This window comes from Colwellia sp. Bg11-28 (assembly GCF_002836245.1).
Classification (GTDB): domain Bacteria; phylum Pseudomonadota; class Gammaproteobacteria; order Enterobacterales; family Alteromonadaceae; genus Colwellia; species Colwellia psychrerythraea_A.
In genome coordinates, this window is record NZ_PJBA01000018.1 from 156331 (window position 1) to 169229 (window position 12899).

Annotated in this window: 11 protein-coding genes; 1 reads left to right on the forward strand and 10 read right to left on the reverse strand. The window is 39.8% G+C overall.

Annotated elements, in window-relative coordinates; all coding sequences use genetic code 11:
• Nucleotides 1-164: 164 nt before the first annotated feature.
• Genes CXF79_RS18045 through CXF79_RS18055 form a run of 3 tightly spaced genes read right to left on the reverse strand, consistent with a single transcriptional unit; the run spans nt 165 to nt 2662 of the window.
• A complete protein-coding gene (locus tag CXF79_RS18045) occupies nt 165-635 on the reverse strand; it encodes a lasso peptide biosynthesis B2 protein (protein ID WP_101156997.1) in 471 nt (156 codons plus the stop codon).
• The gene (locus tag CXF79_RS18050; RefSeq protein ID WP_101156999.1) at nt 628-924 is read right to left on the reverse strand and encodes a PqqD family protein; all 297 of its coding nucleotides are present in this window, start codon (nt 922-924) and stop codon (nt 628-630) included. The genes CXF79_RS18045 and CXF79_RS18050 overlap by 8 nt, the downstream gene beginning before the upstream one ends.
• A 46-nt stretch (nt 925-970) precedes the next feature.
• A complete protein-coding gene (locus CXF79_RS18055; RefSeq protein ID WP_101157001.1) occupies nt 971-2662 on the reverse strand; it encodes an ABC transporter ATP-binding protein in 1692 nt (563 codons plus the stop codon).
• A gap of 366 nt (nt 2663-3028) precedes the next feature.
• Between CXF79_RS18055 and CXF79_RS18060 the strand changes: the two genes are divergently transcribed.
• Nucleotides 3029-4255: a carbohydrate porin gene (locus CXF79_RS18060; RefSeq protein ID WP_011044750.1), complete on the forward strand. Its 1227-nt coding sequence runs from the start codon at nt 3029-3031 to the stop codon at nt 4253-4255.
• Between the two features lie 162 nt (nt 4256-4417).
• Here CXF79_RS18060 and CXF79_RS18065 read toward each other — a convergent pair whose 3' ends face one another.
• The 7 genes from CXF79_RS18065 to CXF79_RS18095 all read right to left on the reverse strand — a co-directional run bounded on the left by CXF79_RS18065 (nt 4418) and on the right by CXF79_RS18095 (nt 12737).
• On the reverse strand, nt 4418-4864 hold the full coding sequence (locus tag CXF79_RS18065) for a MarR family winged helix-turn-helix transcriptional regulator (RefSeq protein WP_011044751.1): 447 nt from the start codon (nt 4862-4864) through the stop codon (nt 4418-4420).
• Between the two features lie 83 nt (nt 4865-4947).
• The gene (locus tag CXF79_RS18070) at nt 4948-5667 is read right to left on the reverse strand and encodes a TorF family putative porin (RefSeq protein ID WP_011044752.1); all 720 of its coding nucleotides are present in this window, start codon (nt 5665-5667) and stop codon (nt 4948-4950) included.
• 48 nt (nt 5668-5715) lie between these two features.
• Nucleotides 5716-6933 (reverse strand): BCCT family transporter, encoded by a 1218-nt coding sequence (locus tag CXF79_RS18075; protein ID WP_011044753.1) that lies wholly within the window; start codon nt 6931-6933, stop codon nt 5716-5718.
• Between the two features lie 118 nt (nt 6934-7051).
• Nucleotides 7052-8737, reverse strand: a complete 1686-nt coding sequence (gene betA, locus CXF79_RS18080) for a choline dehydrogenase (protein ID WP_011044754.1) — start codon at nt 8735-8737, stop codon at nt 7052-7054.
• Between the two features lie 50 nt (nt 8738-8787).
• The gene (gene betB, locus CXF79_RS18085) at nt 8788-10251 is read right to left on the reverse strand and encodes a betaine-aldehyde dehydrogenase (RefSeq protein ID WP_101157003.1); all 1464 of its coding nucleotides are present in this window, start codon (nt 10249-10251) and stop codon (nt 8788-8790) included.
• Nucleotides 10238-10843 (reverse strand): transcriptional regulator BetI, encoded by a 606-nt coding sequence (gene betI / locus CXF79_RS18090; RefSeq protein ID WP_101157005.1) that lies wholly within the window; start codon nt 10841-10843, stop codon nt 10238-10240. Before betI ends, betB begins: the two co-directional genes overlap by 14 nt.
• A 697-nt stretch (nt 10844-11540) precedes the next feature.
• The gene (locus tag CXF79_RS18095; protein ID WP_101157007.1) at nt 11541-12737 is read right to left on the reverse strand and encodes an MFS transporter; all 1197 of its coding nucleotides are present in this window, start codon (nt 12735-12737) and stop codon (nt 11541-11543) included.
• Nucleotides 12738-12899: the final 162 nt, after the last annotated feature.

Consider the following 12899-nt stretch of genomic DNA (forward strand, 5'->3'; position numbering starts at 1 on the left):
TCGGCACGAGCGCAGCGAGGCCCGACAACTTTGTCGAGGCAAGCATCGACCTACAGGTAAATTGATTTGGTTTTGGTAGGTCGGCACGAGCGCAGCGAGGTCCGATAGCTTTGTCGAGGCAAGCATCGACCTACAGGTAAGCTTTGTCGATCTACAGGTAAATATTATCTCAGCGCGCTTAATATTCCCTTTTCACTCACCAACTTTAACTCACTATAACGGTCAGTTACGTCTTCACTATCATTAATGACCTTCCCTTGAAGCGTTAGCCAAGAATGCGCCAGTAACTGTTCTTCTTCAAAACGGACGCCAATGTGCATTTGAGCACTGAAACCTCGTTTTTTAAGCATTTGCTGTTGTGATAGGCATCTACGTAAGCAATTCATTTTTCTTATCTGAAAGCGAGCAGCAATTTCGCTCAGTTTAATGATTAACTTAATTTGTTTAGCTAGTGTTGCATCATCTATGCTTGAAGTAGCGTTATCGAGGTTTGGTGAGAGAATTATTTTATTCCGCCAGGTTTCATATTGTGTAAATGAAATTAATAAATCCCATTTAACAAAAACAAACCAAGCTTCGAGTAAAACCCATAACTCTTTAATACTAAATTTAAAGAGTTTAGTTAAACTAGCCATGATTACTGTCAACTTTACTCTCTACGCTAATAAACAATCCCTGCTTGAGCATTTGAGCGAGTAACTCTTCTGTGTCTTGGGTGACTTCAGTTTCATTTGCTTGATATTTCTCAAGCACTAAATCAATCACTTTAGCTTTAGAGTAACCTTGTTGAAATTGCTCTACTATAAAGGTGCCGATAGCATTAAGTGTGTAATACTCCCCTGTTTCAGGTTCTAATATTACCGTTTCTTCTGCTACTTTTTGAAAAAGCACATCTTCAGCTAATCGGTAGCTAACTTGACTCATTTGCTATTACTTCCTTTGTGTTCATTCTGGCTATGTATCTTTGGTATTAGCACTTGGTATCGGTTCTTGGCATTAATTGATAGTCTTTCATGATGAAAACTTGATCTGCAATATCCGCTAAGCTCTGTTCATGACTAACCATAATAACAGTTTTGTTTTTTAAAACTTCATTAAAGCGGTGTTTAAAGTCATTTCTTGCTTCATTGTCTATCATTGACGTAGGCTCATCTAATAACAAAATGGCGGGGTCAGTCATGAGTGCTCTAGCAAATGAAATTCGCTGCCTTTGTCCTCCAGAAAGTAATACCCCATTTTCACCTACTTGAGTTTGATAACCATTTTCAAGTTCAGATATAAACTGATGTGCCCCTGCTTTTTTAGCTGATAACTCTATCTCTTCAAAACTTGCTTGCGGGTAACCAAACGCTATGTTGTCAGCTACGGTGCCACTGCATAAGGCTATATCTTGAGAGACCAGCCCTATATTACGTCTTAATTCTGATAAATTAAAGTTGCTCAGAGGTTTACCACCAATGCTTATTTGGCCTGCAGTTGGCTCTATAAATCTTACCATTAAATGTAATAAGGTCGACTTACCTGTTCCGTTAGGCCCAAGAATGATGACAGTTTGATTCGGTTGAATATCAATATTAACATTTATCAGTAATTGCTCATTTTGCTCATAACTAAAATCGACATCCTTGAAAGATATCACGCCACTAAGGTCATTATTTGATGGGATGTTGCTATCCGATATAATTTCATGTGAATGACAACTAGACTCTGGCGTGGCACTAAAGATTTTATTCAATCGGTTCGATGCTCCAAGTGCTTGTTGTGTTTGCCCGTATAAGTTTGCCAAAGCGCTCATTGGCCTCGCGAATAGCATACCGTACATTAATAATGTGATGAGATCAGGCATGGTCAAGTCACCTGACTGATAATGCATGGCACTCACAACGACCACAATCAAAACACCGGTAGAGACTAACAATTGAATTGCTGGAGATAAAATGGCTTGGATTTTCAATTGCTTTTTTCTTAACTTTTGAATTTCGTGTGCATTAGCTTTAAAGCGATTAGATTCATTTTTTTCCCGAGAGAAAGCTTTCACTAGTTTTATTATGCTTAAGTTTTCACTCGCAATAGCCATTGAATCAGCTTGTCTTTGCACTAAGTTTTCACTAATAGGTCTTATACCTCTGCCAAGTAGTTTTAAAACGATAAAAAATGCAGGCACCATTAACATGATGATTAAGGTAATAGTCATATTGATTGATGCCATTAAAATCAGCGCACCCAATAGAATAAGCGAGGCAGGCACTAAACCTGTAAGTACACCAGAGAGGAAATAACTAATAATGGTTACATCGTTGCTTAACAGCGCTAATGTTTCACCTTTTTTAGTATTGCTAAAGTATTTAACAGGCAGAAGTTGAATATGGTCATACAAGCGACAACTCAGCTCGGTGAGCATTTTTGCGCCAATAAAATTTACTTTGTAAGTTGATAAAAACCTCAATAGCGCCTGCACAACAAATAGCGACAACCAAATAAGTGCAATTTGAATATAACTGAGGTTAAAAATAGTTTTGCCTTCAAGAATTGACTCTGAAAACTTACCCGCAAACCAAGGTACCGATAAACTCACTAAACTTTCGACAACCATTAATGTAATAGCGACTAATAAAGGTAGTTTGTGATTTTTAAGTAAACTGAAAAAATGATAGAGGGTCATCAAGTGTCATCAAGTAGGTACTACAAGTAAGTACTATGTTAAGCATTTTTTCATCAAAAGCATACAACTAGCTATTATCTGTCTTAAATTTCTTACTCATTAGCTTCAATGAAGCGAAAACTACATTACAAAACCCTGCCCCTTTTATTGCGATAACGAAAAAAAGCGCTAACACTAAAGTTATCGATAAAAATTTTAACGGTGTTATTCACCTGTTTCACGTCGTAAATGGATTAGTTGCCCCTATCGGTAACGTTTTACACTTAAACGGTCGAAAATTGTTCGGTTCAGAACAACAATGACAACAACATGAAAAACGTAACTAAATATAAAAACAAATGCGAATTATCTTTTGGAGAATAACGAATGAAAACATCCATCCCATTACTTGGTTTATTGTTAGCAAGCTCAACAACAGCCTGGGCGGCCACAGAAGAAACTAAAATAGAGCGACTAGAACAACTTGAGAAACAAGTTGCTGAGCTTAAAAAAGAAGTTAATACCAATACAAAAACCGCCACAGATTTAACACCTAAAATCAAAGTTGGCGGTGCCGTACGTTTTCAGTATAGCTATGAAGATTACGATGATGACAATAAAGATCGTGGTGGAGATTTTGATTTTGACGTCTTTCGTTTAGATGTAAACGGCAGTATTGGTGATGTTAAATTATCAGCTCAATATCGCTGGTATCAATACATGAATGTAATTCATCACGCCGATGTAGCCTACCAGTTCAGTGATAACTGGGAAGGAAAAGTGGGTATTACTCAAGTTCCTTTTGGTAACTTAAACTATAACTCTAACAACTTCTTCTTTAGCTCTGGTTATTATGCCGGTTTAGAAGATGACTACGACTCAGGTTTATCATTTATAGGTAAGTATGACAAACATGATATCCGTGTTGCCTATTTTTTAAATGACGAAAAAGGTGGTGTTGACGGTTATTCAGGTGACAAAACTCATCGCTATTCTTACGATGTAGTTGGCATTCGTGACTATGCTGGTGGCGAAGGTATTTACAGTGCTCCTGCGCAAGAAATGGGCGAGAGTAATACCATAAACTTAAGATATACATATAATTTCTTCTCTAATACAGAAGTAGGTGTATCGTTATTATCAGGTGATCTTGAAGGTGGCTCAGGTGTTGGCTCTGTGGGCGATCACACTGCATACGCTTTTCATGTAAAAAGCAAAATTGAAAATATCGGTATTATGTTCCAAGCTTCAGAGTATGAATATGACCTAGACAACGGCTCTGATGCTGTCGCTGTAGGCGCTTGGGCATTCTATGACACAATTCCAACGGAAGCGACGTCGTATAACCTTAACTTATCTTACAGCCAGTCAGTGTCTCTTGGACCTATCACTAACCTGACTTACTATAACGATTACAACTTAATCACTGATAAATCAGCCGGATTAGACGATACCACAATGAACGTAACCGGTGTTGCGATCAGTGCTGGTGGCGTTTACGCTTATGTTGACTTTGTTATTGCTAAAAACCAACCATTTATCGGTGGTACTTTAGTAGGCAATGCTGATGATTGGAACAAACGATTAAACATCAATATCGGCTATTACTTCTAAGCCTTTCCTATCTCTGTCGTATTTTAGCAGTAACCTGCTTTAATACGGCATTACCCTCTTTTATTTCTTCTCTTTCTATCCATCACCCTTTGCTCCATTTTAGTCAATTCAAATTATAATCATTACCAAATATCACTTTTAATTACTCACCTAAGACATCATTTATACACTTGGTCCTGTATCAAACTCTGACTCCATCATATCGACAATGCGTTGCACTGAAGAAAGCAATTGGTTTTGTTCCCATGACCCCAACGCTTGAAATTGTGTTATAAAATTAGTCGGCCATAATTGTGGTACTTGAAGCAACAAGCTTGCCCCTTTGTCAGTTACAAACAGTTCTACCCTGCGTTTATCATAATCACTGCGCTTGCGTTGCACTAATTTGTTTACTTCTAAACGATCAATAATGGTGGTGACCGTAGCAGGGCTAAGATTAACGGCTTTCGCTACCATTTTTGCCATTGGTCCCTTTAATTCGACTATTTTTTTTATGACTAATAACTGAGGTCCGGTTAAGCCAAACTTCTTATTTAATTGTTTAGAGTGCAAGTCAACTGCACGATTAACTTGCCGTAAAGACAATATAAGCTGCTCATATATTTCCACTGTATCGATCCAACTATTAATTAAATAACTAAGTGACTAAAAGATAAACCCCTTCGCCTAAATCAAAGGGGTTACTCTATAATTTAAAAACCAAACGTTCTGGACACCGATAATACCACTCGACTGTCTGACGTATCCCAGTCCATACTGGTGTCTTCTGCCGCTAGGTTAAAGTCAAATCCGCTGAAGCTGGTCGTGTATTCAATACGGTAATGGTTATATGATTTCTCATCAAAATTATTACCCCAACCCCACTTACTCACATCGTCCGACGTTGAACGATCGATACTTACACGGATATTATGACCTTCACTTACGGTGAATGTGTGTGCAGCCATCATAATGTAATGACCTGCGCCGGTACCAAAGTAATCCCAGGCGTACCAAAAGTTTAATTCGGTATCACCCATAGATGAGTTATAGCCAAACTTGGTATATGCCTCACCATATTGATAATCACTTGAACCATCATCACCATGATAGGTGTAATAGGCTACCCCGGCATCTAAGCCAACTTTGTCGTTCAGTTGCCAGTAATTACCAACATAAAAATCCCATTCAATATTGGTATCGTCACTCGCACCAAAATCTACATTACTCGCCCAAGTCCCCACATAAAAGCCACCATCGCCGGCATAATCTAGACTTGCTTGTAAAGCTGGGTCACTGTCAGTTTGACTCACGCCATTAAAGGTATAATCCGAGGTTAGGTTGACCGTTGATGAGACATCAGCATGCGCACTACCCGCAGCCAATAAGCAGGTCGAAGCTAATGTTATTAGTTTTTTATTCATTATATTCATTTTGTATTCCTGTAATAATTTTTTAGTTTTTATTGTGTATTTTGTAAATTATTTAGCTAATTCAATCTTTTGAAAATCAACTTCATACTCTGTTGGCGAACAGTCTATTTCTTTTACTACCTTAAATTTCTTCACCAAAATGTAGCCCAGACAGGTAAAGAACAGCCCAATAACTACCGCGCCAACCCATTGTATTTGTAGAAAATCTAGTTTGAATAACAGTGTTAACAAGCTCAACGCAACGATATTACCTACTAAATATTTTGCTTTGCCCAGTTTATCCACACCAATTCCAAGGTTGTCGGTATACAGGCGAACCAGTGAATCAAGCGAGTTGATAACAAAGGTGATGCCGACGATAGCCATGGCTAAGTTATAAAATCCGCTGGTATCGATACTGTTGATACTGTAGTAATACAACACGGCAAACCAAGCCGCTATGGGGAGTGACGGAATAACTAACATCGCCGCCAACACTTGGTAAGTACGCAAACCACCAACAAAACGCGAGGTAAACTGACCAATCATAATGCTCCAAGCAAACCACCAGTAAAGATAGAATTCATGATAATCATTAAGCGGCAGCACAAATTTATCTAAGTTACCGAAATAACCGCCAAGTAGACCTAACGTTGAAGCAAACTCACCAACATTTGAACCTTCTCCCATAAATGCACCGGCCCACATCACAACAATTAAGGCTAAAAATGCCCAAGTAGTTGCCAGGCTTAATAAACGAACGTAACGAATGTTAGTGCTTGAATAAACCGAGGCACATATCACGGCAAACACAATTAAATAGAAACTACTGACCAGGGTTTCTCCATCGCCCAGCTCCGGCATATACCAAGGCAAATTGGTTAATAATAAGTAGGCTGTGAAGGCACAAGTACCAATAATCACGAAGTTATTAATAAACTTAATCAATGGCAGTTCAAAAAACTTAACACGTGGTTCTATCACACAAAAATAGAAACAAGTCAGGAAGTAAAAGCCCCAAATGAGGAAGGCCCAGAAGCCAAACTCGATGGCGAGTGGATTAGTAAAGCCATACTCCGGACTGGCCGCTAAATCAGCATAGCCAGCGAACTCAGTCAGTGGAAACATAATAAGTCCCACATCAAGCCCAGAGGTAAAAAGAATGGCGATAAAGGTGAAAGTGTGTACGGGTGTCACCCCAATACATTTCACGTTACCCCAACGTATTAGAATAAATACGATTGCAACAAAGGTGAATATTAATCCTGCCGATAGCCAAGCTGTCATAATAGTTGCTCCCTACTGTGTTGCTGATTTAAATAATTCATACTTTTCTCCTTAACTAATGTTTAGTTTTTATTTTATTTTTAATTAATTTTAAAGTTTTGTAATATATTTCAGGTGGTTATTTTATATTTCGTGTTGCCTCCCTAGGGCGCTGTTGCTGTTGCCAGTTGGGTGTAATGTCTACCTTTTCATTCGATGGGGCGAGCGTATCCAAGCCGCGAATGAGATCAGCAGCACGCTCCGCTACCATGATAGTTGGCGCGTTTAAATTTCCATTTGGAATGGTTGGAAAAATTGATGAGTCAACAACACGTAAGCCTTTAATACCTCGGACTCTGGTTTGCGGATCAACCACGGCCAAGTCATCAACACCCATTTTGCATGAGCATGATGGGTGATAGGCGCTCTCCACTGCTGAACGTACAAAGGCGTCAATCTCTTCATCGGTTTGAATATGAGCGCCAGGTTGAATTTCTTCACCGCGGTACTCATCAAGCGCAGGTTGATGAATAATTTCTCGCGTTAAACGCACGCAGGCTCTAAATCCAGCACGGTCTTCTTCATGCTCAAGATAGTTAAAACTAATTTTAGGTGGAGCTTTAGGATCGTTAGACGCAACATTGACGCTGCCACGGCTCTTAGGTTTGTTATGGCCAACATGGACTTGAAAACCATCACCTGCAAAGGCTTCTTTACCGTCATAACGCATTGCCGCTGGTAAAAAGTGATATTGCAGATCTGGCCATTCAACATTGGCTTTCGAGCGAATAAAACCACAAGATTCAAAATGGTTCGTTGCACCTAAACCGTCTTTATTTAAGATCCAGCGTGTGCCGATCAAAAACTTGTTCCACAAGCCCAATTTGCCATTGAGGGAGATTGGCTGATTGCATTTAAACTGAAAGTAAAATTCTAAATGATCTTGTAAGTTCTGACCTACACCAGGTAAGTCATGCAATGTTTCAATACCAGCTTCTGTCAGTACGTTCTTTGCACCTATGCCTGAGAGTTGCAATAAATGCGGCGAGCCAATAGAACCCGCAGATAAAATAACTTCTTTATTAACTTTTACATCAAGGACCTGCCCTTTGCGTTCATAACGAATGCCCACAGCAGTTTTATTTTCCAGTAATACCTTATGTACTAGCGCATGGGTGATCACGGTTAAATTTTTACGGGTCATCGCTGGACGTAAATAGGCATTAGCTGTAGAACAACGCACACCATCTTTAACCGTCATGTGCATAGCGCCAAAACCTTCTTGTTGACTACCGTTATAGTCATCGGTGGAGAAATACCCTGCATCAACGCCCGCATTAACAAAGGCTTTATAAAGTGGATTAGCCATTTTATTGCCGTTATTAACGCCTAGTGGTCCGTCGTTGCCGCGATATTCATCGCCGCCAAAAGCCCACGTTTCAGCCTTTTTAAAGTAAGGTAAGCAATGAGCATAATCCCAATTATCAGCGCCATACTGCTGCCATTCATCAAAATCTCGGGCATGACCACGGACATACACCATGCCATTGATCGATGATGAGCCACCCAACACCTTGCCTCGAGGGCAATGCATACGTCGATTATCAATGAAAGGCTCTGGCTCTGTTTCAAATTGCCAAGCATATTTACTGCTATTCATCGGAATAGATAAGGCTGTCGGCATTTGGATAAAAATACTTTTATCGCTGCCTCCTGTTTCTAACAACAATACATTTGAGTTGCCGTCTTCAGACAAGCGATTAGCCAATACACAGCCCGCAGAGCCCGCGCCAACAATAATGTAATCATATAGATGTGTTTTCATAATTTTATAACCAAGTAAGTTCAAAAAGGACCAAATTTAAAAAACCAACTTTAAAAAGGACTTTCGAGTGGTTCTAAACCAACGTATACCGCTTTAATTTGGGTGTAGTGGTTTAATGTCGCTAGACCATTTTCTCGGCCAATACCCGAGAGTTTATATCCGCCAACAGGCATTTCGGCTGGTGAAAGTCCGTAGCTATTAATCCAACAAATGCCTGCTTGCATTTGATGTATAACCCGATGAGCACGACTGATGTCTTGGGTGAATACGCCAGCAGCAAGGCCAAATTCAGTTGCATTAGCACGCTTGATAACCTCGTCTTCATCGTCAAAGGTCAACACCGACATTACTGGACCAAATATTTCTTCACAGCAAATACGCATATCATCATTACAATCAGTAAATATGGTGGGTTCGACAAAATAGCCAGCATCACAACCTATTGGGTTTAGCGCAGCGCCACCTTGCAACAAGGTCGCACCTTCTTTTAGGCCTAGGTCGATATAATCGAGTACTAAGCGTTGATGCTTGGCTGAGATCAGCGCACCAAAGTTAGTCTCAGGATCCATGGGGTCGCCAACAATAATGTTGTTTTTAGTGCGCTCTACTAGTTTTTTAATAAAGGTTGGATAAATTTCTTTCTGCACAAAAACACGTGTGCCATTAGTGCAAATTTCGCCTTGGGTATAAAAATTACCTAACATCGCCGCCGATACCGCGTTATCAACATCAGCGTCATCAAAGATGATAAGCGGTGATTTTCCACCCAGTTCCATGGTGACATCTTTTAACGTGGTGGCAGCACCTGCCATGACCTTCTTACCCGTACCCACTTCACCAGTAAAAGAAACTTTAGCAATCTCTGGGTGATGGCTTAACCAGGAACCGACATCCCCTGCTCCTTGCAGCACGTTAAATACCCCATCAGGCAAACCGGCTTCACTAAAGATTTCCGCCAATTTGAGAGCACCTAACGGTGTTTCTTCAGAGGGTTTGAATATCATTGCATTACCACAAGCAAGAGCAGGAGCAGCTTTCCAACAAGCAATTTGCAATGGATAATTCCATGCGCCAATACCGGCACAAATACCTAAAGCTTCGCGGCGTGTGTAATAAAAATCAGCCCCTACTTGTTGCTGATTACCTTCAACGCCTGGTGCCAGACCGGCAAAAAATTCAATAGAATCGGCGCCCGACTGCACATCAACCACGCTAGCCTCTTGCCATGGTTTACCCGTATCCAAAACTTCGATTGCTGCCAATTCATCATTTCGTTCACGCAGTAAGTCGACCGCTTTTAATAATATTCGGCTGCGCTCGGTCGCGCTCATCGCAGACCACTGGGCAAATCCTCGCTTAGCGCTTTCGATAGCTTTACTTTTTATCAGTTCATCAGCAATTTCTACCTGATAAATGACCTGACCCGTTGCCGGGTTCGTAACATCAAACGTTTCCCCTGTGCCATTGCTTGTATATGCACCATCAACATAGTTTTTATATTTAATTAGAGGCATTCGATATCTCCTGTTTAATAACATCATTAATAAATTTTTTGCATAGCAGTTCAGCTGCTATAAATTCTTGTTCTGAATTTTCACTCAAAGCACTTCTAAGCCAAAAGCCATCAATCATCGCTGCCGTTTGCTTGGCTGCGTTGGCAGCAGACTCAGGGTCAAGTAACTCTTTAAAGGAGAAAAGTAAATTGCTGTGAAGACGATTACTGTTGATAGATTGTAATCGGGCCATTGCAGGGTCATGCATCGACATCGCCCAAAAGCTTAGCCAGGTTTTAGTCGCCAGTATAGAACGCTGAAATTCGGTAAAATTGGCTTCAACAATCAAATTCAGCCTGATGTGTGCGGGTGGATTCTCTTCGGTAATTCGCTCTAAAAGAGATTGCTGTAATTGGTCAAGTAAATAACTAACGGTTTCTTCTATTAACTCTTTTTTACCACCAAAATAGTGACTGATAATCCCCGACGACATACCGGCAATTTTACTAATAGATACGATGGTAGTATTTTGCAAACCACGCTCAGAAATAGATCTTAACGTAGCATCAATAAGCTGTTGCCTGCGTAACGGTTTGATACCTAATTTCGGCATATTAACTCTCTTCTTATTTTTAATTGAACGTTCAATTAATAACAAAAGTAATGCTTAGTAAACGAACTGTCAAGCGTGTAAGTAGCTTCTAAAATCATATTTACTGCTATTAAAACTTGATTTAAATCAAATTAACGCACTAAAAATAGACAATCCTCACTGAGAATTTAATTTGCACACTAACTAAATTTAATAATAATTGACTAATAACCAAACAAAAATTTGCTTATTTTTACATCAAACCGTAAAAAACGACGCTTTTGACAAACATAATGTCGGCATTAGTTAAGTTATAAATAACGACTACTCGTTAACTATTTTTTAGCTGAATCGATTTTAAGAAGTATCAAGGTAAGCTGCACAGTGTCATGACAAGTCAAAAGGTCCGGATTTTGAGATAATTAAATTTGAAAATAATTTAAAATAATTCCTAAACAGGTACATTTATGAATGATATTTATAAAAATTGGCGTGATTTAAAGTCAGCTTTAATAATAAATAGCGATAAAAATGACGATAGTGCAGAGTTGGTTTAAATGGGGGGATTGTAAGTAAGGATTTTGGCATCAGTTGAGTGGCATAAAGGCTATTATGAATCAGCGAATATACCTTCACCTATACCCTAAAGATGAACACCTATAACTAGGTCAAAGCGTTCATCGTTATCTTTAAGTATCAGAAGCTTTTAAAAGTAGCGCTATACGGTAAGTGATAACTTACTATCACTACTTGGGCTGGTCCGCATTATTATTAACGTTAGCAATGCCATTAATATTACCGTCAATGTCACTATTATATAGACAAGTTCCAAGGACCCTGTAGCGTCACGAATATATCCGGCTAACAGATTACCCAAAGCGCCTCCTAAGCCAAAAGTAACCATACAGATACTGCAAATTTGCATGGTGGCAGTAGAAGAGAAAGATTGCCTAATCCAACCTGCTAAAATGCCCCAGACAGGAAAGTACATTAGTCCATAACCAAAGCCAGCTAAAACCGCAAACTGTGTAGGATCATAAACAAAGGCCATTAAACTGAGCGCAAAGCCGGTAAAGATAATCATTAATGCCGTAGCATGGCTGGTACGATCGGCAATCCAACCAGTAATGACGCCAGCAAACATGCCTGTTACTCCGGCAAGAGTCCAGGTATAACCGCCAAGTGTCGCTGGTAATTGTAATTCATTCAGGTAAGTACTAAGCCAGTTAGCAAATGGCATAGTGGAAAAGCCAAGCAATAAGCTCACCACGCAGGCAAACAGTGCGGTACGTTCTCGTATAATAGTAGAGAACAGTTTTGATGCTGGGATCATAGCTTGTACTGGGATGGTATGAGTGGATGGCTGACGGTTCAATTTTGTTAATAAACGCCAAGTCAATGAAACAACTATCAAACCAACTAATGCGGCTATTTGCCAGCTACTTTGCCAACCTAGCGTAGGTACTACCATTAAAATAAGTAAGCCGTTAAGCCCATATCCCCAAGCTGTGCCACTTGAAGCAAAAGACAAATAAGTAGAACATCTTTCAGGTTTAGAGTGACGTCCAACAATTTCAACAATCGCCCCCCAACTGATAGCAGCACTAGCGGCTAACACAACCAGTACCACCGTAATAATTAGCGGATGTTGTAATTGTGACATGCTATAGAGCAATATTGTGGTGAGTGAACCAGTGGCTAAGACCAGTCGTGCAGAACAAACTTTATTGCCAATAAACCCGAGTAATAACGCCCCCGCAAGGTATGACAATTGGGTAAGTGCGCCAATAGCGGCTAAATGCCAATTAGTAATGGCAATGGACTCTCGCATCAGCGGCACTAAAGCAGCAAAGAGAAATAGTCCAAATCCGTGACTAACAATTTGGTTCAAGCCAAAAACAGCAGAAATGCGCAAAATGAATTCTCCAACTTAATTTTATATCATCGATATTGGCAAGTTTGCCTTGAGTGTTCTTTAGGAAATGGATGAAAAACGTAAAGCGATTACGACAGGTATTTAAATAGAAAATTACCGCATAAAACAACTGCCTTATACGGTAATGTAAATAAGAAAAGT

What these genes read in the sequence shown, in the direction of transcription:
- CXF79_RS18045 (WP_101156997.1), bottom strand. Translation starts at nt 635, where the DNA reads ATGGCTAGTTTAACTAAACTCTTTAAATTTAGTATTAAAGAGTTATGG.
- CXF79_RS18050 (WP_101156999.1), bottom strand. Translation starts at nt 924, where the DNA reads ATGAGTCAAGTTAGCTACCGATTAGCTGAAGATGTGCTTTTTCAAAAA.
- CXF79_RS18055 (WP_101157001.1), bottom strand. Translation starts at nt 2,662, where the DNA reads ATGACCCTCTATCATTTTTTCAGTTTACTTAAAAATCACAAACTACCT.
- CXF79_RS18060 (WP_011044750.1), top strand. Translation starts at nt 3,029, where the DNA reads ATGAAAACATCCATCCCATTACTTGGTTTATTGTTAGCAAGCTCAACA.
- CXF79_RS18070 (WP_011044752.1), bottom strand. Translation starts at nt 5,667, where the DNA reads ATGAATATAATGAATAAAAAACTAATAACATTAGCTTCGACCTGCTTA.
- CXF79_RS18075 (WP_011044753.1), bottom strand. Translation starts at nt 6,933, where the DNA reads ATGACAGCTTGGCTATCGGCAGGATTAATATTCACCTTTGTTGCAATC.
- betA (WP_011044754.1), bottom strand. Translation starts at nt 8,737, where the DNA reads ATGAAAACACATCTATATGATTACATTATTGTTGGCGCGGGCTCTGCG.
- betB (WP_101157003.1), bottom strand. Translation starts at nt 10,251, where the DNA reads ATGCCTCTAATTAAATATAAAAACTATGTTGATGGTGCATATACAAGC.
- betI (WP_101157005.1), bottom strand. Translation starts at nt 10,843, where the DNA reads ATGCCGAAATTAGGTATCAAACCGTTACGCAGGCAACAGCTTATTGAT.